The 19,938-nt window shown below is 69.7% G+C and carries 19 protein-coding genes; 14 read left to right on the top strand and 5 right to left on the bottom strand.

Annotated elements, in window-relative coordinates:
• Positions 1 to 44 precede the first annotated feature (44 nt).
• The 7 genes from F0L46_RS20340 (at position 45) to F0L46_RS20370 (ending at position 6,154) form a co-directional block, all read left to right on the top strand.
• A complete protein-coding gene (locus F0L46_RS20340) occupies positions 45 to 335 on the top strand; it encodes a twin-arginine translocase TatA/TatE family subunit (protein WP_149820982.1) in 291 nt (96 codons plus the stop codon).
• Between the two features lie 59 nt (positions 336 to 394).
• Positions 395 to 913 carry a Sec-independent protein translocase protein TatB gene (gene tatB / locus F0L46_RS20345; RefSeq protein WP_149820984.1) on the top strand — a complete coding sequence of 173 codons (519 nt, stop codon included), beginning with the start codon at positions 395 to 397 and terminating at the stop codon, positions 911 to 913.
• Positions 910 to 1,710, top strand: coding sequence for a twin-arginine translocase subunit TatC (gene tatC / locus F0L46_RS20350; protein WP_149820986.1), 801 nt, complete (start codon positions 910 to 912; stop codon positions 1,708 to 1,710). Before tatB ends, tatC begins: the two co-directional genes overlap by 4 nt.
• 145 nt (positions 1,711 to 1,855) lie before the next feature.
• Positions 1,856 to 3,136, top strand: coding sequence for a serine--tRNA ligase (gene serS, locus F0L46_RS20355; RefSeq protein WP_149820988.1), 1,281 nt, complete (start codon positions 1,856 to 1,858; stop codon positions 3,134 to 3,136).
• 1 nt (position 3,137) lies between these two features.
• Positions 3,138 to 3,899, top strand: coding sequence for a 5'/3'-nucleotidase SurE (gene surE, locus F0L46_RS20360; protein WP_149820990.1), 762 nt, complete (start codon positions 3,138 to 3,140; stop codon positions 3,897 to 3,899).
• Positions 3,900 to 3,948: 49 nt separating this feature from the next.
• On the top strand, positions 3,949 to 4,629 hold the full coding sequence (locus F0L46_RS20365) for a protein-L-isoaspartate O-methyltransferase family protein (protein ID WP_240540078.1): 681 nt from the start codon (positions 3,949 to 3,951) through the stop codon (positions 4,627 to 4,629).
• 91 nt (positions 4,630 to 4,720) lie between these two features.
• On the top strand, positions 4,721 to 6,154 hold the full coding sequence (locus F0L46_RS20370; RefSeq protein ID WP_149820992.1) for a peptidoglycan DD-metalloendopeptidase family protein: 1,434 nt from the start codon (positions 4,721 to 4,723) through the stop codon (positions 6,152 to 6,154).
• A gap of 169 nt (positions 6,155 to 6,323) precedes the next feature.
• Here the strand turns inward: F0L46_RS20370 and F0L46_RS20375 are convergent, their stop codons facing one another.
• Complete coding sequence (locus F0L46_RS20375) at positions 6,324 to 7,202, bottom strand: ATP-binding protein (RefSeq protein ID WP_149820994.1); 879 nt, start codon at positions 7,200 to 7,202, stop codon at positions 6,324 to 6,326.
• A gap of 214 nt (positions 7,203 to 7,416) precedes the next feature.
• Here F0L46_RS20375 and yajC point away from each other — a divergent pair, with 214 nt between their 5' ends.
• The 5 genes from yajC to F0L46_RS20400 are packed head-to-tail and all read left to right on the top strand — an operon-like array spanning position 7,417 to position 11,580.
• The gene (yajC, locus tag F0L46_RS20380) at positions 7,417 to 7,743 is read left to right on the top strand and encodes a preprotein translocase subunit YajC (RefSeq protein ID WP_149820996.1); all 327 of its coding nucleotides are present in this window, start codon (positions 7,417 to 7,419) and stop codon (positions 7,741 to 7,743) included.
• A 44-nt stretch (positions 7,744 to 7,787) separates the two neighbouring features.
• Positions 7,788 to 9,380: a protein translocase subunit SecD gene (gene secD, locus F0L46_RS20385; RefSeq protein WP_149820998.1), complete on the top strand. Its 1,593-nt coding sequence runs from the start codon at positions 7,788 to 7,790 to the stop codon at positions 9,378 to 9,380.
• A gap of 14 nt (positions 9,381 to 9,394) precedes the next feature.
• Entirely contained in the window at positions 9,395 to 10,342 is a 948-nt protein-coding gene (secF, locus tag F0L46_RS20390) for a protein translocase subunit SecF (RefSeq protein ID WP_149821000.1), read from the top strand.
• 3 nt (positions 10,343 to 10,345) lie between these two features.
• On the top strand, positions 10,346 to 10,732 hold the full coding sequence (locus F0L46_RS20395) for an Mth938-like domain-containing protein (protein ID WP_149821002.1): 387 nt from the start codon (positions 10,346 to 10,348) through the stop codon (positions 10,730 to 10,732).
• Entirely contained in the window at positions 10,729 to 11,580 is an 852-nt protein-coding gene (locus tag F0L46_RS20400; RefSeq protein WP_149821003.1) for a phytoene/squalene synthase family protein, read from the top strand. Before F0L46_RS20395 ends, F0L46_RS20400 begins: the two co-directional genes overlap by 4 nt.
• A 32-nt stretch (positions 11,581 to 11,612) precedes the next feature.
• Here the strand turns inward: F0L46_RS20400 and trmFO are convergent, their stop codons facing one another.
• The 4 genes from trmFO to uvrA form a co-directional block, all read right to left on the bottom strand.
• Positions 11,613 to 13,019 (bottom strand): methylenetetrahydrofolate--tRNA-(uracil(54)-C(5))-methyltransferase (FADH(2)-oxidizing) TrmFO, encoded by a 1,407-nt coding sequence (gene trmFO, locus F0L46_RS20405; protein ID WP_149821005.1) that lies wholly within the window; start codon positions 13,017 to 13,019, stop codon positions 11,613 to 11,615.
• Positions 13,020 to 13,168: 149 nt separating this feature from the next.
• Entirely contained in the window at positions 13,169 to 13,315 is a 147-nt protein-coding gene (locus tag F0L46_RS20410) for a DUF1127 domain-containing protein (protein ID WP_149821007.1), read from the bottom strand.
• Positions 13,316 to 13,644: 329 nt separating this feature from the next.
• Positions 13,645 to 14,376, bottom strand: a complete 732-nt coding sequence (locus F0L46_RS20415) for a DUF4336 domain-containing protein (protein WP_149821009.1) — start codon at positions 14,374 to 14,376, stop codon at positions 13,645 to 13,647.
• 288 nt (positions 14,377 to 14,664) lie between these two features.
• Positions 14,665 to 17,592 carry an excinuclease ABC subunit UvrA gene (gene uvrA / locus F0L46_RS20420; protein ID WP_149821011.1) on the bottom strand — a complete coding sequence of 976 codons (2,928 nt, stop codon included), beginning with the start codon at positions 17,590 to 17,592 and terminating at the stop codon, positions 14,665 to 14,667.
• Between the two features lie 418 nt (positions 17,593 to 18,010).
• Here uvrA and F0L46_RS20425 point away from each other — a divergent pair, with 418 nt between their 5' ends.
• The gene (locus tag F0L46_RS20425) at positions 18,011 to 18,547 is read left to right on the top strand and encodes a single-stranded DNA-binding protein (RefSeq protein WP_149821057.1); all 537 of its coding nucleotides are present in this window, start codon (positions 18,011 to 18,013) and stop codon (positions 18,545 to 18,547) included.
• Positions 18,548 to 18,762: 215 nt separating this feature from the next.
• Positions 18,763 to 19,920, top strand: a complete 1,158-nt coding sequence (locus tag F0L46_RS20430) for a M20 family metallopeptidase (RefSeq protein WP_240540079.1) — start codon at positions 18,763 to 18,765, stop codon at positions 19,918 to 19,920.
• Positions 19,921 to 19,938 lie beyond the last annotated feature (18 nt).

The raw sequence follows: 19,938 nt of genomic DNA on the forward strand, positions 1-19,938 counted from the left end.
TTCAGATAAACGGCGCCGGCCGGACCGGTGCCCTGGAGGACCCCATGGGTGGCGCAAGCATTTGGCATTGGCTCGTCGTCGGCGTGATCGTCATGCTGCTCTTCGGCCGCGGCAAGGTGTCCGAGATGATGGGCGACGTCGCCAAGGGCATCAAAGCCTTCAAGAAGGGCATGGCCGAGGACGAGACCCCGACCGCCACGACCACGCACACCACTACGGTCGCGACCCCCGTCACCACGCCCGCCGAGCCGGTCCGCACCATCGACCACCAGACGGTGACCACGACGACCCCGGTCGTCGAGACCACGCCCGTCGGCGAGCGCAAGGCCGGCTGAGACGTCGCCGGGGGGCTCCCCCCGCGACCATGTGATGTAAGTAGCCGGCGGGGCAGGCCATGTTCGACATGAGCTGGGGCGAGATGCTGATCATCGGCGGCGTTGCGCTGATCGTGATCGGCCCCAAGGACCTGCCCAGAACCCTGCGAGCGGTCGGCAACATGGTCGGCAAGGTTCGCCGCATGGCGGGCGAGTTCCAGGGCCAGTTCCAAGAGGCCATGCGGGAGGCGGACATGGAGTCCGTCCGCAAGGACCTCAACGACCTGAACCGGACCGTGTCCGGCTACGATCCTCTCGCCGACACCAAGAAGGCCGCCGAGACCGCCCCGGAAGCGGGGACCAGCCCTGCCGCGATCGCTGCGGCGACCGACAACGCGGCCTTCACGGGCACGGGCGTGACGCCGCCGCCCGCCGCCAACGTCGACTCCGCCGCGGCGCCCGCGCCCTCCGTCGACGTGCCCCTGCCTGAAGCGCCGCCCCTCGATCTCGCGCGTGACTTCGCCCCCACGCCGCCGGTCGAGGCCGGCCCCCTCGCCGAGCCCGTGCCGGGCGCCGAGCCCCGGAGGGCCAAGGCATGAGCGCCGTCGTGGAGGACGAGGTCGAGGCCTCGCGCGCGCCCCTCATCGATCACCTGATCGAGCTGCGCCAGCGGCTGATCAAGGCGCTCGTCGCCTTCGTGATCATGTTCTTCGCCTGCTTCACGATGGCCCGGCCCATCTACAACATCCTGGTCTGGCCCTACGTGCTTGCCGTCGGCAGCCCCGAAAAGGCGCAGATGGTCTACACGCACGGGCTGGAGTTCCTCTACACCCAGCTCCAGGTGGCGGCCTTCGGCGCGGGCTTCCTCGCCTTTCCCGTGATCGCGACGCAGATCTACAAGTTCGTCGCGCCGGGGCTCTACAAGAACGAGCGGGCGGCGTTCCTGCCCTATCTCGTCGCCACCCCGGTCCTGTTCACCATCGGGGCCATGGTCGTCTACTTCCTCGCCATGCCGCTCCTGATGCGGTTCTCGGTGGGCATGCAGCAGCTTGCGGTCGAGGGCGAGCCGACCATCCAGTTCCTGCCGAAGGTGAGCGAGTATCTCTCGCTCATCATGACGCTGATCTTCGCCTTCGGGATCTGCTTCCAACTCCCGGTGATCCTCACCCTTCTGGCGCGCGCCGGGATCATCGATTCGGGCTTCCTGAAGGAGAAGCGGCGCTACGCCATCGTGCTGGTGTTCATCGCCGCCGCGGTCCTCACCCCGCCCGACGTGATCAGCCAGTTCACCCTCGCCGTGCCGACGCTCCTCCTCTACGAGATCTCGATCGTCGCGGTGCAGATGGTCGAGCGCCAGCAGGCAGCCGCGCGCAAGGCGCTGGGCATCGACGACTAGGGCGGCTAAGCCCGAGGATGCGCGGAGCCGCTCCGTGGGCGCTCGGCCTCCGCGCCGTCCGCCTTTCCCCTTGCCCTCGCGGCGGCATGTCACTACGACGCAACCCGCGGTCCGGGCCCGGGGCCCTGAGCACGAGTGAAGCGCCATGCACGACATCCGCCTCATCCGCGACGAGCCCGATGCGTTCGACCAGGGCCTGAGGAGCCGCGGGCTGGAGCCGCTGGCGGCGGGTCTCGTCGCACTCGACGACCGCCGTAAGAGCGTCGTCGGCGAACTCCAGGCCGCCCTGGAGCGGCGCAACAGCCTCTCCAAGGAGGTGGGCCAGGCCAAGGCGCGCAAGGACGAGGCGCGTGCTGCGGAGCTGATGGCGGAGGTCGCCGCGCTGAAGGAGCGCGTGCCGCAGCTGGAGGCCGCCGAGCGCGAGGCGTCGAAGGCGCTGGAGGACAGGCTCGCCGAGATCCCGAACATCCCGAAGCCCGACGTGCCGGTGGGCGCCGACGAGCATGGCAACGTCGAGCGTCACCGCGTCGGCACGCCGAAGGAGATCGCGGGCGCGCGCCAGCATTTCGAGCTCGGCGAGGCCATGGGCCTCATGGACTTTGAGGCGGCGGCGAAGCTGTCGGGCTCTCGCTTCGTGGTGCTGAAAGGGGGGCTCGCGCGCCTGGAGCGGGCGCTTGGCCAGTTCATGCTGGACCTGCACACGACCGAGCACGGCTACACGGAGGTGGCGCCGCCGGTGCTGGTGCGCGATGCCGCCGTGTTCGGTGTCGCCCAGCTGCCGAAGTTCGAGGAGGATCTGTTTCGCACCACCGACGGGTTCTGGCTGACGTCGACGGCGGAGGTGAGCCTCACCAACCTCGTGCGCGAGGCGATCGCGGGCGAGGAGGAGCTGCCGCTTCGCTTCACCGCGCTGACCCCCTGCTTCCGCTCGGAGGCAGGCTCCGCCGGCCGCGACACCCGCGGCATGCTGCGCCAGCACCAGTTCCAGAAATGCGAGCTCGTCTCGATCACCACGCCCGAGACCTCGGAGGACGAGCACGAGCGCATGCTCTCCTGCGCCGAGGCCGTGCTGAAGCGCCTCGACCTGCCGTTCCGCACGATGACGCTCTGCACGGGCGACATGGGCTTCTCGTCGCGCAAAACCTACGACATCGAGGTCTGGCTGCCGGGGCAGGGGGCCTATCGCGAGATCTCGTCCTGCTCGGTCTGCGGCGACTTCCAGGCCCGGCGCATGAACGCCCGCTACCGGGCGAAGGACGCCAAGAGCCCCCGCTTCGTCCACACCCTCAACGGCTCGGGGATCGCGGTGGGCCGCGCGCTCATCGCGGTTCTGGAGAACTACCAGAACCCGGACGGCAGCGTGACGGTGCCCGCCGCCCTCGTGCCCTATATGGGCGGGCTCACCCGGATCGAGAAGGCGGCCTGAGATGCGGATCCTGTGCACGAACGACGACGGCATCAACGCGGCGGGCCTCAAATCCCTGGAGCGGATCGCCCGCGCCCTGTCGGACGACGTCTGGATCGTGGCGCCCGAGACCGACCAGAGCGGCGTCTCGCATTCCCTCTCCTTGAGCGATCCGCTGCGCCTGCGCGAGGTGGGCGACAAACACTATGCGGTGAAGGGCACGCCGACCGATTGCGTGATCATGGCAATCCGCCACGTGATGCGCGACGCGCGCCCGGATCTCATCCTGTCGGGGGTCAATCGCGGGCAGAACGTCGCCGAGGACGTGAGCTATTCGGGCACCATCGCGGCGGCCATCGAGGGCACCATGCTCGGTGTGCCCTCGATCGCGCTGAGCCAAGGCTATGGCGCGGCGGGCCGCAAGGCGATCAAGTGGCACTGCGCCGAGGAGCACGGCCCCGCCCTGGTCCGCAAGACTCTGGAGGCGGGGATCCCGCGCGGGATCCTCGTCAACATCAACTTCCCCGATTGCGAGCCCGCCGACGTGGCCGGCACGGCCGTGGTCAACCAGGGCCAGCGCAATCAGGAGTTCCTGCGGCTCGAGGAGCGCGAGGACGGCCGCGGCAATCCATATTTCTGGATCGCCTTCACGCGTGGGCCCATGGACCCGGGCCACGGCACGGATCTGTGGGCGCTGAAAAACAAGCGAATCAGCGTCACGCCGCTCAGGCTCGACATGACCGATGAGCCGACGTTAACTCGTTACGTGCAAGCCTTCGCCTGACCATCCCGGCGGGCGTTCGGCGCGCCTCGTGGTCGCGGGAGGTGGGGGCGTGCTCGGCGGGGACGGATCCAGGGCGGGCGAGCCGCCGGCGAGAGCCGAGCGGGACGCGGCCTTCGTGATGAGCCTGCGCTCGCGTGGGGTCCGCAACCTCGCGGTGCTCGGCGCCATGGAGCGGGTCCCCCGCGATTTCTTCGCCCCCCGCCGCTTCGCCGACCTCGCCCGCACCGACATCGCGCTCCCCCTCGATTACGGGCAGACCATGACGGCGCCGAGCGTGGTCGCCGCCATGCTGGTCGCCCTCGAGGTCCGCCCCGGGGACCAGGTGCTGGAGATCGGCACGGGCTCCGGCTACGTGAGCGGGCTCATGGCGCAGATGGGCGCGCGGGTGAAGACCGTGGAGCGCTACGCGCCGCTCGCGGAGAGCGCGGCGGCCCGCCTCACGGCGCTCGATTTCGGCCATCGCATCGTCTGCGAGATCGGCGACGGGCTGGAGCCCGCGCCGAACGAGCGCTTCACGCGCATCCTCGTCAACGGCTCGCTCGAGGCGCTGCCGCCGTCGCTCACCTCGCGGCTCGTCGCCGGAGGGCGCCTCGTCGGCGCCGTCGCGCGGGACGGGTTTCCGCGCCTCACGACCCTGTCGCGCGGCCCCGACGGGGCGCTGGCGCACGGCTCCGGGGCGTCGCTGCGCATCAGCCCCATCGCGCTGGGCGGGGCCACGAAATCTGCGTGAGTTTTACGATTGCGCGTGCGGACGAAACGGCTCCTTAACCTGAACGCCGCATAAATAATCCCACTGAATTCGTCTTGCTGTGGGTGCGTCGATGCGTTTTCGCCTCGGTCTCGAATGCCGTTCCGCCCTTCCTCGTCTGGCCATGGTGGGCCTCGTCTCCGGGCTGGCCGCAGCCTGCAGCACGGACTCCACCCGGCTGGCGTCCAATCCCTTCTCCAACCCGTTTTCGATCGGCGGCGGCCAGGCGTCGGAGCCCTCGGCGACGGGGAGCCTGCCTGAGCGCAACGCCGTGGCGGCGATGCCCTCGCCGGCGGTTCCGACCGCTCCGGTGACCTCGCAGCCGCTCGCGGCGCCTATGGCGTCGGCTGGCTACAACCAGCCGCCGGCGGCTCCGGCCGCCGTGCCGGTCGCGCCCCGCGCCGTCGCCGCCACCGGCCCGGCCGGCTGGACGCCCCAGGGCGGCTCGGCCGTCACGGTCGGCGCCGGCGACACGCTGCAGGCGCTCTCGACCCGCTACAACGTGCCCGCGGCGGCGATCTTGCAGGCGAACGGCCTCTCGACGGCCTCGCAGCTCACCCCGGGCCGCACGGTCGTGATCCCCGTGTTCAACGCGGTCGGCGCCCCCGCCGTGGCGAGCGCTCCCGCCCGCCAGCCCGCGGCGCCCGCAGCCCAGCCGCAGATGCGCCTCGTCCAGGGCGCCCGCCCGGCCGCGACCCCGGCGTCCGAGCCGAAGCGCGCCCCCGAGCCCGTCAAGGCTCCGGCGCGCGCCGAGGCGAAGCCCGCTCCCGCCGTGAAGGCGGCTCCCGTCAAGGCGGCCCAGGCCAAGCCCGAGCCGAAGAGCGAGCCCAAGCTCAAGGCCGAGCCCAAGCCTGAGCCAAGGCCCGAGCCGAAGCGTGCCGAGGCGAAGAAGCCGGAGCCGAAGGTGGCCGAGGTGAAGAAGCCCGAGCCCAAGGCGGCCGAACCCGCCAAGACCGTTGCGCCCAAGACGGCCGAGGCGCCCGCGCCGGCGCCCGTGCAGCCCAAGCCCGAGCGCGTCGCCTCCCTCGGCACGCCCCCGGTCTCCTCGATCCCCGCCCAGCAGCCCGCGCCCGCTCCGGCGCCTCAGCCTGCCCGGCCCGATCCGGCCCAGACGGCGAGCCTGCCGGCGAACCCGAGCACGGATCTCGACTTCCGCTGGCCGGCCCGCGGCCGGGTGATCTCCGGCTTCGGCAACGGCGGCAACGAGGGCGTGAACATCTCGGTGCCCGAGGGCACGCCGGTCCGCGCGGCCGAGAGCGGCACGGTGGCCTATTCGGGCAGCGAGCTGAAGGGCTACGGCAACCTTGTCCTGATCCGCCACGACAACGGTTACGTGTCGGCCTACGCCCATAACGGCGAGCTCGCCGTGAAGCGTGGCGACAAGGTCAAGCGCGGCCAGGTGGTGGCGAAGTCGGGCCAGAGCGGCAACGTGAACTCGCCCCAGCTCCACTTCGAGATCCGCAAGGGCTCGACCCCGGTCGATCCGGTGCCCTACCTGAGCAACTGAGCGACCGCCTTTTCCCCTCCCCCTTGCGGGGAGGGGTTAGGGGTGCGGGTGGTTCCGCTGGGCTGACGGGTGAAAGCATGGCCTGTAGCGCCGTGGAGCCCTCCCGATCGATCCGCCGCTCCAACTTTTCGACCTCCACCCCAGCCCCTGCCTGCAGGGGGAGCGGAGATCAAGCGATCCGCACCTCCAGCCGGCCCGCGAGATCCTGGATGTATTGCCAGGCCGTGCGGCCCGAGCGGGCGCCGCGGGTGGTCGCCCATTCGAGCGCCTCGGCGCGGATCGCGTCCGCCTCGTGCCGGAGCCCGAGATGCTCCGCGTAGGCGAAGACCATCTCCAGATATTCGTCCTGGCTGCACTTGTGGAAGCCGAGCCAGAGGCCGAACCGGTCCGAGAGCGAGACCTTCTCCTCCACCGCCTCGCCGGGGTTGATCGCCGTGGAGCGCTCGTTCTCCATCATGTCCCGGGGCAGGAGATGGCGGCGGTTGGAGGTGGCGTAGAACACCACGTTGTCCGGCCGCCCCTCAATGCCGCCCTCCAGCACCGCCTTCAGGCTCTTGTAGGAGGTGTCGTCGGCGTCGAAGGAGAGATCGTCGCAGAACAGGATGAAGCGGTGCGGATCCGCGCGGGCGATTCCCATGAGGTCCGGTAGGGTCTCGATGTCCTCGCGGTGGATCTCGACGAGCTTTAGCGGCCGCTCGCCGGACCCGCGCGCCGCGTTGGAGGAGGCGTGCACCGCTTTCACGAGCGAGGACTTGCCCATGCCCCGCGCGCCCCAGAGGAGCGCGTTGTTCGCCGGAAGGCCGCGGGCGAATCGGTCCGTGTTGTCGAGGAGGATGTCGCGCACCCGGTCGATGCCCCGCAGAAGCTCGATCTCCACGCGGTTGACCCGCGGCACCGGGGCGAGCCGCCGCTGCGCCGCCTGCCAGACGAAGGCGTCCGCTGCCGCGATGTCCAGGTCGAGGCGCGCCGGCGGAGCGAGCCGGTCGAGGGCATCGGCGATCCGCGTGAGGAGCGGCAGGAGGGCGTCTGGGGCGGCTTGGTCTTGCATCGGTGCGGCCTCGGGGCCGGGGAGGGTTGAAACCGGCGGTCGGCTCCTTAGCTGGAAAGCAGAAGCCGGTCCATGACGCGGCGCGGCCGCGATTTGATTTCGCGGGGTGCGTCGCTATAGTCCGCGCGCTTTCGTCAACCCTGCCGAGGGACCGCATCCGGCGCGGCGGGCCCTTCACCCCCGCCCAAGCGTCCGGCCAGTCATGGAGTCCCGCTTGATCACGCCCGCTTTCGCGCAAGGCCTCACCGGTGCCGGTGGGACGGACATCTTCATCCAGATCGTCCCCTTCGTGCTCATCTTCATCATCATGTGGTTCCTCATCATCCGGCCCCAGCAGCGCCGGGTGAAGGAGCACCAGGAGATGATCAAGAACGTGCGGCGCGGGGACACCGTGGTGACCACGGGCGGGATCGTGGGCCGTGTCTCGAAGGTCGTGGACGACAACGAGCTCGAGGTCGAGATCGCCGACAACGTCCGCGTCCGTCTCGTTCGCGCGATGATCTCCGACGTCCGCACCAAAGGCGAGCCGGTCAAGGCCTGACCGCCGCCGTCCTTTCAGCCCGCTTCGCCAAGGTGATGGCCTGAATGCTCCGTTTTTCCACACCGAAGGTCATCGCCATCCTGGCAGCGATCCTGCTCGGCGTCGTCGTCGCGCTCCCGAACCTGCTCAGCGCCGACCAGCGCGCCTTGCTGCGCTCGGCCCTGCCGAGCTGGGTGCCGACCCAGGCCGTCACCCTGGGCCTCGACCTGCAGGGCGGCTCGCATGTCCTGCTCGAGGTCGACGTGAATGACCTCATCCGCTCGCAGGTGACCCAGCTGCGCGACGACGTTCGCCGCATCCTGCGCGAGACGCGGGCCTCGCTTCAAGGCGGCATCCAGATCGTGAACCGCGGCGTGCAGCTGCGCGTCGCGGACGCTGAGGACCGCGGTCGCCTGCTACCCCGCCTTCGCGAGCTGTCGCAGCCCCTGAGCAGTCCGGTGCTGGGCCAGACCGGCGTGCGTAACCTCGACGTGACCGACACGCCGGACGGGCTGATCCAGCTCACCTTCACGCCGGAAGGCGTCACCGACCGGGTGCGCCGTGCCGCCGAGCAGGCCATCGAGGTCATCCGCCGCCGCGTCGACGCGCTCGGCACCACCGAGCCCAACATCCAGCGCCAGGGCGCTGACCGCATCCTCGTCCAGGTGCCCGGCCTTCAGGACCCGCAGCGCCTGAAGGACATTCTCGGCCAGACCGCGAAGCTCGAGTTCCGCATGCTCGCCGACAACGCCTCGGGCGACGTCGACCAGCTCCCCTCCCGTGACGCGGGCGGGCAGCGCGTGCCCGTGGAGCGCCGGGTGATCGTCGGCGGCGAGGACCTCACCGATTCCCAGCCCGGCTTCGACCAGCGCACCAACGAGCCCATCGTCACCTTCCGTTTCAACCTGCGCGGCGCGCAGCGCTTCGGCCAGGCCACCACGGAGAATGTCGGCCGCCCGCTCGCCATCGTCCTCGACCAGGAGGTGATCTCGGCGCCGCGCATCCAGACGCCGATCACCGGCGGCTCCGGCCAAATTTCCGGCCGGTTCACGGTGGAGCAGGCCAATAACCTCGCGATCCTGCTGCGCGCGGGCGCGCTGCCGGCGAAGCTCACGATCGTTGAGGAACGCACCGTGGGCCCAGGCCTCGGGGCGGACTCGATCCGCGCCGGCGCCGTCGCCTCGATCATCGGCTTCCTGCTCGTCGTCGCCTTCATGATCGCCGCCTACGGCTTCTTCGGCGTGATCGCGACCGTGGCGCTTCTTGCCAACATCGTCCTGATCTTCGCGCTCCTCTCGGCCCTGGGCGCGACGCTGACGCTCCCGGGCATCGCCGGGATCGTGCTGACGGTCGGCATGGCCGTGGACTCGAACGTGCTGATCTACGAGCGCATCCGCGAGGAGGGGCGCGTCGGTCGATCGGCAGCGTCGGCGCTCGACGCAGGCTTCGCGCGGGCGCTCACCACGATCATCGACGCGAACCTCACGACGCTGATCGCCGGCGCGGTTCTGTTCTTCCTGGGCACCGGCCCGGTGAAGGGCTTTGCCGTGACCCTGTCGCTCGGCATCATCACCACGATCTTCACCGCCTATACGCTCACGCGCCTGATGGTCGCGACCTGGTTCAAGGTCGCCCGGCCCAAGCGCCTCGCAATCTAAGGAGAGCCTGAACCATGTGGCTCGTCCGCTACATTCCCGAGGAGACCGGCTTCGGCTTCATGCGGGGGCGCCTGTTCGCCTTCCCGTTCTCGGCCCTGCTGTCGATCCTCGCCGTTGCCCTGTTCTTCGCGTGGGGGATGAACTTCGGCATCGACTTCAAGGGCGGCACCCTCGTCGAACTCCAGGCCCGCCAGGGTCAGGTGAACGTCGCCGACATCCGTGAGCGAGCCACTGCCCTTGGTCTCGGCGGCATCGAGGTCCAGGAGTTCGGCGGCGGCCGCGACGCGTCGCTGCGCGTCGAGCTCCAGCCCGGGGGCGATCAGGCCCAGCAGGGTGTCGTAGGCCGTCTGCGCGAGTCCTTCGAGCGCGACTACGAGTTCCGACGCGTCGAGGTGGTGGGCCCGCGCGTCTCGGGGGAGCTGGTGCAGTCGGGGACGCTCGGCGTCGTTCTCGCGATCCTCAGCGTGCTCGTCTATCTCTGGTTCCGGTTCGAGTGGCAGTTCGCCGTGGGTGCCGTGGTCGCGACCCTCCACGACCTCGTGCTCACGATCGGCTTCTTCGCGATCACGCAGATCGAGTTCGACATGACGTCGATCGCGGCGATCCTCACCATCCTGGGCTACTCGCTCAATGACACGGTGGTGGTCTACGACCGCATCCGCGAGACCCTGCGCAAGTACAAGCGCATGACGATCTACGAGCTGATCGATCTCGCGGTGAACCAGACGCTGTCGCGCACGATCCTCACAGGTGTCACCACCTTCCTGGCCCTCATCGCGCTCGCCATCTTCGGCAGCGAGGTGATCAAGGGCTTCGCCTACGCGATGCTGTTCGGCCTCGTCGTCGGCACCTATTCATCCGTGTTCATCGCGGCCCCGATGCTGATCTATCTCGGCCTGCGCACAACCCCCTCGGCCGACGCCGTGGCGGCGCCGGGCAAGACGCCCCAGGCCGCGGAGTGAGCCATGGCTGAGAGCCGGCTTCATGACGGCTACCTGCCGGGGCGCCACCAGATCGATGCCTATGGCAATGGCGGCTTCCGCTTCGCCGACATGTCGCATCGCGGCTCGATCCTGGTCCTGCCCTCCGGCATCCGCGCCTGGGAGGCGACGCAGCCCGCCGACATCACGCTCAGAAGCCTCGAGCCGGTGCTCGCCGAGGCCGCGGCCATCGAGCTCCTTCTCGTGGGCGTGGGCAAGGACCTCGTGCGGCTCTCGCCGGGCGTCGTGGAGCGCCTGCGCGGGTCCGGGCTTCGGATCGAAGCCATGCAGACGGGCGCCGCCGCGCGCACCCTCAACGTCCTGCTCAACGAGAACCGCCGGGTGGCGGCAGCCCTGATCGCGGTCGAATGAGCCCGGAGGAGACGGCCGCCTTCGCTCATTGCGAGGCGCTCGTGCGCGAGCACGACCGCGACCGCTACTTCGCCGCGCTCTTCGCACCCGCCGACAAGCGCCCCTACCTGTTCGCGCTCTACGCCTTCTCCCATGAGGTGGCGCGCGTGCGCGAATCGGTGAGCGCGCCGCTGCCGGGCGAGATTCGTCTGCAATGGTGGCGCGACGCTCTCGACGGGCAGGGGCACGGCGAGGTGGCAGCCAATCCGGTAGCGGCGGCGCTGCTTGCCACCGTCGTGCGCTTCCGTCTGCCCCGCGAGGCGCTGACGGCGCTCGTCGATGCGCGCGTGTTCGACCTCTACGACGACCCTATGCCGGACGTGAACGATCTGGAGGGGTATTGCGGCGAGACCTCCTCGGTCCTGATCCGCCTCGCCAGCCTCGTCCTGGCGGACGGGGAGGACCCGGGCTTCGCCGCGGCAGCGGGGCATGCGGGCGTGGCCTATGCGCTCGCAGGGCTGCTGCGCGCCTTCGCCTGGCACGCGGCGCGCGGGCAGGTCTTCGTGCCGAGCGACGTCCTGGCGCGCCACGGCGTGAGCCGCGAGATCGTCACGGCAGGGCAGGGCGGTCCAGGGGTGAATGCGGCGCTGGCCGAGCTCCGGACGCTCGCCCGGCGGCATCACCGGGAGGCGTTCGAGACGCCCATCCCGGCGACGATCGCCCCGGCCTTCCTCCCCGCCGTCCTGGTCCCGGCCTATCTCGACCTCATGGACCGCCGGGACTACGACCCGTTCCGAACCGCCGTCGAGCTCGCCCCCTGGCGGCGCCAATGGCTTCTGTGGCGCGGGGCGAAGCGGATCACGCGCTGAACCACTCTCCCAGGGGAGAGGGGAAGCGCGACTTACTCCGCCGCGACCTGCACGGCGCTCTCGCCAAGCCAGTCGGCGAGATCCGCCCGCGCCCGGTCGGTCAAGGCCTGCTTCTTGGCCCGCGTCTTCTCCGCCCCGCGCAGCCGCTTGCCGTCCGGGCTCTTCGGGGCGCGCTCCAGTGGAGGGAACAGGCCGAAATTCACGTTCATGGGCTGGAAGGAGCGCGGGCCCTCGTCGATAGTCTCGATGTGGCCGCCCGTGATGTGGTTGATGAGCGCGCCCATGGCGGTGGTGTGGGGCAGGGGGCGCAAGGGATGCCCCAGGCGCTCGGCGGCGGCGAAGCGGCCCGCCATGAGGCCTACGGCGGCGCTCTCCACATAGCCCTCGCACCCGGTGATCTGCCCCGCGAAGCGCAGGCGCGGCTGGGCCTTGAGACGCAGGGTCGGGTCGAGGAGCTTCGGCGAGTTGAGATAGGTGTTCCGGTGCAGGCCGCCGAGCCGCGCGAACTCCGCACTCTGGAGCCCCGGGATCATCCGGAAGATCGCGCTCTGCGCGCCGTATTTCAGCTTGGTCTGGAAGCCCACCATGTTGAACAGGGTGCCGAGCGCGTTGTCCTGGCGCAGCTGCACCACGGCATAGGGCTTCTCGGGCCGGTGCGGGTTGGTGAGTCCCACGGGCTTCATGGGGCCGTGCCGCAGGGTCTCGCGCCCGCGCTCGGCCATGACCTCGATGGGCAGGCAGCCGTCGAAATACGGGGTGTTCGCCTCCCATTCCTTGAACGAGGTCTTCTCGCCCGCGATCAGCGCGTCGATGAAGCCCTCGTACTGATCCCGATCGAGGGGGCAGTTGATGTAGTCGGCCCCCGTGCCGCCCGGGCCCGCCTTGTCGTAGCGCGACTGGAACCAGGCCTGGTCCATATCGATGGACTCGCGGTGGACGATGGGCGCGATCGCGTCGAAGAAGGCGAGCGAGGTCTCGCCCGTGAGATCGAGGATCGCCTGCGCCAGGGCCGGGGAGGTGAGGGGGCCGGTCGCCAGGATGACGCTGTCCCATGCCTCGGGCGGCAGGCCCGCCACCTCGCCGCGGTCGATGCTGATGAGGGGGTGCGCTTCGAGCGCGGCCGTCACGGCGTCGGAGAAGCCGTCGCGGTCCACGGCGAGCGCGCCGCCCGCGGGCACCTGATGCCGGTCGCCGGACGCCATGATGAGCGAACCCAGCCGCCGCATCTCCTGGTGCAGCAGGCCGACCGCGTTGAGGTTGGCGTCGTCCGAGCGGAAGGAGTTGGAGCAGACGAGCTCCGCGAGCCCCTGCGACTTGTGGGCCTCGGTCATCCGCACCGGGCGCATCTCGTGCAGCACCACGGGGACGCCGGCTTGCGCGATCTGCCAGGCGGCTTCCGAACCGGCGAGGCCGCCGCCGACGACGTGGATGGGGGTCATGGGCCTTTGATCCTGTGATCGGGTGATCCCGTTCCTTGCGCGTTCCCAGGCATGGGGTCAAGCGCGGCAGGGTACACCGTTCAGGCGGCCCGAACATGCGAACGCCCGCCGGGAGGCGGGCGTCGGCAGGGTCGTCGAGAGGGATGCGATCAGCCGGCGCGGGCGATGGCGTCGATCTCGGAGCGGGCAAGCCCGATGTCGCTGAGCTCGTGGTCGGACAGGCGGGAGAGCTCGCGGACGGTCTCGCGGTAGCGCATGTAGGCGCGCACCCGCGACAGGATCATGGTGACGAACATGGAAGGATACTCCAGGGGCCGCGGACATCCGCGGCAGCGAGGTTCATATAAGCGAGCGCGACCGTTGGGGGCACCCATGCGCCGGCATGGCAGGCATGCAGGTCCAGCAATCGGGCAGTCACGGTTTCTTCACGCTTCGTTGGCAGGTCGACGGCGTCAAGATGTCGATGACCTTGGGGCAAGCAGTCGTCTGCTGCCGTATAGACGGTGGCAGATGAACGGATCCCTGACGCGCTCGCCATTATTTGCGCCAAAGGCGACTCAATCGGCAAGTGGGGCGGCCACAATTCCGAACGAGCGTCCGTGTGCGTTCGCACATGACATCCGCGTCAGGGCAGCGCCTTGCGCAGCGCCTGCGCGCCGTCCCTCTCGAACCAGCCGCCATGCGCGAAGATCACCCGCTCCGGCGCGAGCGCGTGCAGGCGCTCGACGGCCGCTCGGGTCGGGGCGCCCCCGAGGCGCAGGGCGAGCCGCAGATAGGCCGGCGGCCCCGCATTCGGCGCCGCGACGCCCGTCGCCCTGGCGAAGAGGCGCGTGGTCAGGGGCAGGGTGTCGGGCTCCAGGCTCTGGACGAGGTCGGTGAGGACGAGCGTGCGGCTCAGCCTGTGGAAGAACGCCACCTCGCGGAAGCCGAACGCCGCCGGCACGAGCACCTGCTCGATCACGTCGCGCCAGCGCTCGGGCGCGGCATCGCCGAGATCATGATCGAGCCGCACCCCCGACGCCTTCACCTGCGGCCGCTCCCGCAGGCCCGGCGCCGCGAAGGTCGACGCGCCCGGCACCTGCGCCTGCCAGTCCTTGAGGTACGTCCAATGCGCCACGTTCGGCGCGACGAAGAAATGGATCGGCCCCAGCGCCGCGATCTCCTGCTGCAGCTTGCCGTCCCAGCGCGTCGGCGAATGCAGCCACACGGACCCGTCGGGAAAGCGGATCACGGTCATCCGGACAGGGAGCGCCAGGCGCCCGGGGCGGATGGGACCTGAGTCGACGATCCAGACATCGGGCGCGACGGGCTTGAGGGTGTCGAGGGGAGGGTAGGTGACGTCGGTGGGGACGGGCATAGGGAATCCGAGATAGTGGCTCGGATCAACGCGGTCGGGCGCCTCGGGATCACATCGAAGCGCTGCGAAAAAGCCGCGCTGCTACGCGGCCGGTCTTTTGCGCTGAATCCTGGATCTGCATCCCGCTTACGCAGGAATTACCCGGGGAGACGGCCGTTGAGCATCTTGAGACCGTCAAACCGTCCTCCACGCCCACTTTCCCGGACAAGCTGCGCGAAGCGCGCCGCCGATCGGGATCGAGCACAGGAAAGCGCGGCGTAGCCGCACGATGTTCCCAGCGGTGTGACCCTACTCCGCCGCCTCCCGCTGCTCCCCACCCGCCGGCCGCCGCGCCAGCACCTCGCGCAGGAAGCGCCCGGTGTGGCTCGCCTCTGTCTTCGCGATCTGCTCCGGCGTTCCTTCAGCCACGATGCGCCCGCCACCGTCGCCGCCCTCGGGGCCGAGGTCGAGGACCCAGTCGGCGGTCTTGATGACCTCGAGGTTGTGCTCGATCACGACGACCGAGTTGCCCTGGTCGACGAGCTCGTGCAGCACCTCCAGGAGCTTCGCCACGTCGTGAAAGTGGAGGCCGGTGGTAGGCTCGTCGAGGATATAGAGGGTGCGGCCGGTGGCGCGCCGTGACAGCTCCTTGGAGAGCTTCACCCGTTGCGCCTCGCCGCCCGACAGCGTGTTGGCCTGCTGGCCGACATGGATGTAGCCGAGGCCCACCCGGCAGAGCGTCTCCATCTTCTCGCGGATGGAGGGCACGGCCTTGAAGAGCTCGCGGGCCTCTTCCACCGTCATGTCAAGCACATCGGCGATGGACTTGTCGCGGTACTTCACCTCCAGCGTCTCGCGGTCGTAGCGCTTGCCCTTGCAGACGTCGCAGGTGACGTAGACGTCGGGCAGGAAGTGCATCTCGATCTTGATGACGCCGTCGCCCTGGCAGGCCTCGCAGCGCCCGCCCTTCACGTTGAAGGAGAAGCGGCCGGGCTGGTAGCCCCGGGCCTTGGCCTCCGGCAGCCCCGCGAACCATTCCCGGATCGGCGTGAAGGCGCCGATATAGGTGGCGGGGTTGGAGCGCGGCGTGCGGCCGATGGGCGACTGGTCGATGTCGATGACCTTGTCGAGATGCTCCAGGCCCTCGATCCGGTCGTGCGGCGCCGGGTGCTCCATGGCACCGTTGAGCTTGCGCGCCACGGCCTTGTAGAGCGTGTCGATGACGAGGGTCGACTTGCCGCCGCCCGAGACGCCGGAGATGCAGGTGAAGGTGCCGAGCGGGATCTCCGCCGTCACGTCCTTGAGATTGTTGCCCCGCGCGCCGACGACCTTGATCCGCTTGCCCTTCGCGCCCTTGCGCCGCGACTTCGGCGCCAGCACGCCGCGTCGGCCGGTGAGATAGTTGCCGGTGAGCGAGGCGGGGTTCGCCATCACCTCCTCGGGCGTGCCCTTGGCGATGACCTCACCGCCGTGGATGCCGGCGCCAGGGCCGATATCGACCACGTAGTCGGCCTGGCGGATCGCGTCCTCGTCGTGCTCGACCACGATGACCGTGTTGCCGAGATCGCGCAGGCGCTTGAGGGTGCCGAGCAGCCGCTCGTTGTCGCGCTGGTGCAGGCCGATGGAGGGCTCGTCGAGAACGTAGAGCACGCCCGTGAGGCCGGAGCCGATCTGCGAGGCGAGCCGGATGCGCTGGCTCTCGCCGCCCGACAGGGTGCCCGAGGCGCGGGCAAGCGTGAGATATTCGAGGCCCACATCGACGAGGAAGGTGAGGCGGTCGCGGATCTCTTTCAGGATCCGGACGGCGATCTCGTTCTGCTGAGCGTTCAGCTGCTCGGGCAGGGCGCCGAACCAGGCATGGGCGTCGCGCACGGAGAGCGCGGTCGCGACGCCGATATGGGCGCCGGCGATCTTCACGGCGAGCGCCTCGGGCTTGAGGCGGGCGCCGCCGCAGGCCGAGCAGGGCACGTCGCTCATGTAGCGCGAGATCTCCTCGCGCGACCAGTCGCTCTCCGTCTCGCGGTAGCGCCGCTCCAGGTTGGTGATGACGCCCTCGAAGGGCTTCTTCACCTCGTAGGAGCGCATCCCGTCGTCGTAGGCGTAGCGGATCGGCTCCTTGGACCCGTAGAGAATCACCCGGCGGACCTCCTCGGGGAGGTCGCGCCAGGGGAGGGTGGTGCGCGTCTTGTAATGGCGCGCGATCGCCTCAAGGGTCTGGGCGTAATAGGGCGAGGTGGACTTCGCCCAGGGCGCGATGGCGCCGCCCTTCAGGGTCTGGCCCTCGTCGGGCACCACGAGGACGGGATCGACCTTCGCCTCGTGGCCGATGCCGCTGCAGGTGGGGCAGGCGCCGAAGGGGTTGTTGAACGAAAACAGCCGCGGCTCGATCTCGGAGATCGTGAATCCGGATTCGGGGCAGGCGAAACGCTGCGAGAAGAGGGTGCGCTTGGGCTTGCCGTCCGCTTCCGTCTCGTCGGCATACTCGATCACGGCGATGCCGTCGGCGAGCTCCAAGGCAGTCTCGAACGAGTCCGCGAGCCGCGAGGCCATATCGGGCCGCACCACGATGCGGTCCACCACCACGTCGATGTCGTGCTTGTATTTCTTGTCGAGGGCCGGCGCGTCGGCGATCTCGTAGAACTCGCCGTCGATCCTAACGCGCTGGAAGCCCTTCTTCTGGAACTCGGCCAGCTCCTTGCGATACTCGCCCTTGCGGCCGCGCACCACGGGGGCGAGCAGGAAGAGGCGGGTCTTCTCCGGCAGCGCCAGCACCCGGTCGACCATCTGGCTCACCGTCTGGCTCTCGATGGGCAGGCCGGTGGCGGGCGAGTAGGGGATCCCGACCCGCGCCCAGAGCAGGCGCATGTAGTCGTAGATCTCCGTCACCGTGCCCACCGTGGAGCGCGGGTTCTTGGAGGTGGTCTTCTGCTCGATGGAGATGGCGGGCGACAGACCGTCGATCTGGTCGACGTCCGGCTTCGACATCATCTCCAGGAACTGCCGGGCATAGGCCGACAGCGATTCCACGTAGCGCCGCTGCCCCTCGGCATAGATCGTGTCGAAGGCGAGCGAGCTCTTGCCCGAGCCCGACAGCCCCGTGAACACCACGAGGGCGTCGCGCGGGATCATGAGATCCACGTTTTTGAGGTTGTGCTCGCGGGCGCCGCGGATCGTGATCACGCGGGCGTGGGGATCGCCGGCTTTCGCGCGGTCGAAGAGGTGGTCGATGTCGGCCATGGCCCTCGGGCTCGTCGCACCCGGAATCTTGGTCCGGGTGGCTGGGGATCGCCTTAGATAACGCGCCCTCGCCCGAATCCAACGGGACGGGGCGTCGCGTCGGATTTGTGCTTAGAACGAAACGGGTACGGCAGCAATCCGTGTTCTGCCGCATCCCTTGGCAGGCATGAGGATCGCGCGCGGAGGGTACCTTGATCCAAGGATCCCGTGATCCCGGTCGGGGGCTCGCCTGTCGGCCTCGCGAGCCCGCTGGAGCGGCAGTTTCCGCTTGCCGCGACGCTGGAACAAAGCTAGAACGGTCGGTGATGGCCCCGCCACTGAATAACGGGGACAGGAGAGTGATGCAGCGGTCTCCCGGCTTGTGAACGGACCCCCGGCGGGTCAAAACGGGCGGGAGCTAGTGATGATGGAGTGCTCCATGGCGGGCAGCGTGAACAAGGTGATCCTGGTCGGCAACCTGGGCAAGGACCCCGAGGTGCGGCGGACCGGGAACGGCGATCCGGTGGTGAACCTGCGGATCGCGACCTCCGAGACGTGGCGGGACAAGGCGTCCGGCGAGCGCAAGGAGAAGACCGAGTGGCACTCGGTGGTGATCTTCAACGAGAACCTGTCGAAGGTCGCCGAGCAGTACCTGCGCAAGGGCTCCAAGGTCTATATCGAGGGCCAGCTCCAGACCCGGAAGTGGCAGGACCAGCAGGGCCAGGAGCGCTACTCCACCGAGATCGTGCTCCAGCGCTTCCGGGGTGAGCTCACGATCCTCGACAGCCGCGGCGGCGGCGCGTCCGAGGGTGCCGACGAGGAAGGCGGCGGGTTCTCCCGCGGCGGCGGCGACGATTTCGGCGGCGGCTCGGGCGGCGGCCGCTCCCGCCAGCCGGAGCGCCGCCCGGCACCGGCGGCTGCGAGCGGAGGCGGCGGAAGCCGCTTCAACGACCTCGATGACGACATCCCGTTCTAGGGATTGCGGGCGCCCCGCGACGGGGCGCTGGCGAAGGGGGCGGGCGCTGCGGGGACGCGGCGGCCCGCCCTTTTCCGTTCGGGCCTGGCGGCGTCCGTCATGCGCCGTTCACCGCGTCGGAGGGCTGAACCGGCCAGCGGCCGTTTTCCCCTTCGCGTCCGAGCCCGTTTCCATTAAGACCCGCCCTTTCCCGTGAGAGAGCCGGTCTTAAGCCCATGACCCAGCCCCATTCCGCCCTTCGCGCCTTCGCGGACGCGGCTGCCACCGAGACACGGATGGTCGAGGGCCTGTCGGCCTGGATCTCCATCGAGAGCCCGACGCATTCGGCCGAGGGCGTGAACAGGATGATGGACGTCGCCGCGGCCGCGGTGGCCGACGCGCCCGTCGAGGTGGAGCGGCTTCCCGGCCGCGAGGGCCTGGGCGACACGCTCGTGCTGCGCGCCGGGCCGGTCTCGAACGAGAAGCCGATCCTCGTGCTCTCCCATCTCGATACGGTTCACCCCATCGGCACGCTGGAGCGCGACCTGCCCGTGCGGATCGAGGGCGACCGCCTCTACGGGCCGGGCTCCTACGACATGAAGGGCGGCGCCTATCTCGCCCTCATGGCGTTCAAGGAGGTCGCCCGGGCCGGAACGGCCCGCCGGCCGCTGGTCTTCCTGCTCACCCCGGACGAGGAGATCGGCAGCCCCACGACCCGCACCCTCATCGAGGATCTGGGGCAGGGCGCCGGGGCCGTGCTCGTCACGGAGCCGGCGCGCGACGGCGGCAAGATCGTCACCTCGCGCAAGGGCGTCGGGCGCTTCGACGTGACGGTGGAGGGACGGCCGGCCCATTCGGGCTCGCGGCACGCGGACGGGCGCAACGCCATCCGCGAGGCGGCCCGGCAGATCCTCACCATCGAGGGGCTCACCGACTATCCGCGCGGCGTCACCACCTCGGTGGGCCTGATCAGCGGCGGCACGGCCATGAACACGATCCCGCAATTCTGCCGCTTCTCGGTGGACATCCGGGTCGCGAGCGTCGCCGACGGGGCAGAGCTCCAGGCCTGGATGCTGGGGCTCAAGGCCACCGACCCGGACTTCAAGGTGACCGTGACGGGCGGCATGAACCGGCCGCCCTACGAGCGCACGCCCGAGGTGGCGGCCCTGTTCGAGCGCGCCCGGGCGCTCGCCGCCGATCTCGGCATCGACCTCCAGGACGTGCCCCGCACCGGGGGCGGCTCGGACGGCAACTTCACGGCGGCCCTCGGCGTCCCGACGCTGGACGGCCTCGGCATCGACGGCGACGGCGCCCACACGCTCCAGGAATATGGGCTGGTGTCGTCGCTCGTGCCCCGAGCGCGCCTGATGGCGAGCCTGCTCGAGACGCTTTGAGCATCGTCCCCCCTCTCC

This window comes from Salinarimonas soli (assembly GCF_008386575.1).
GTDB lineage: Bacteria > Pseudomonadota > Alphaproteobacteria > Rhizobiales > Beijerinckiaceae > Salinarimonas_A > Salinarimonas_A soli.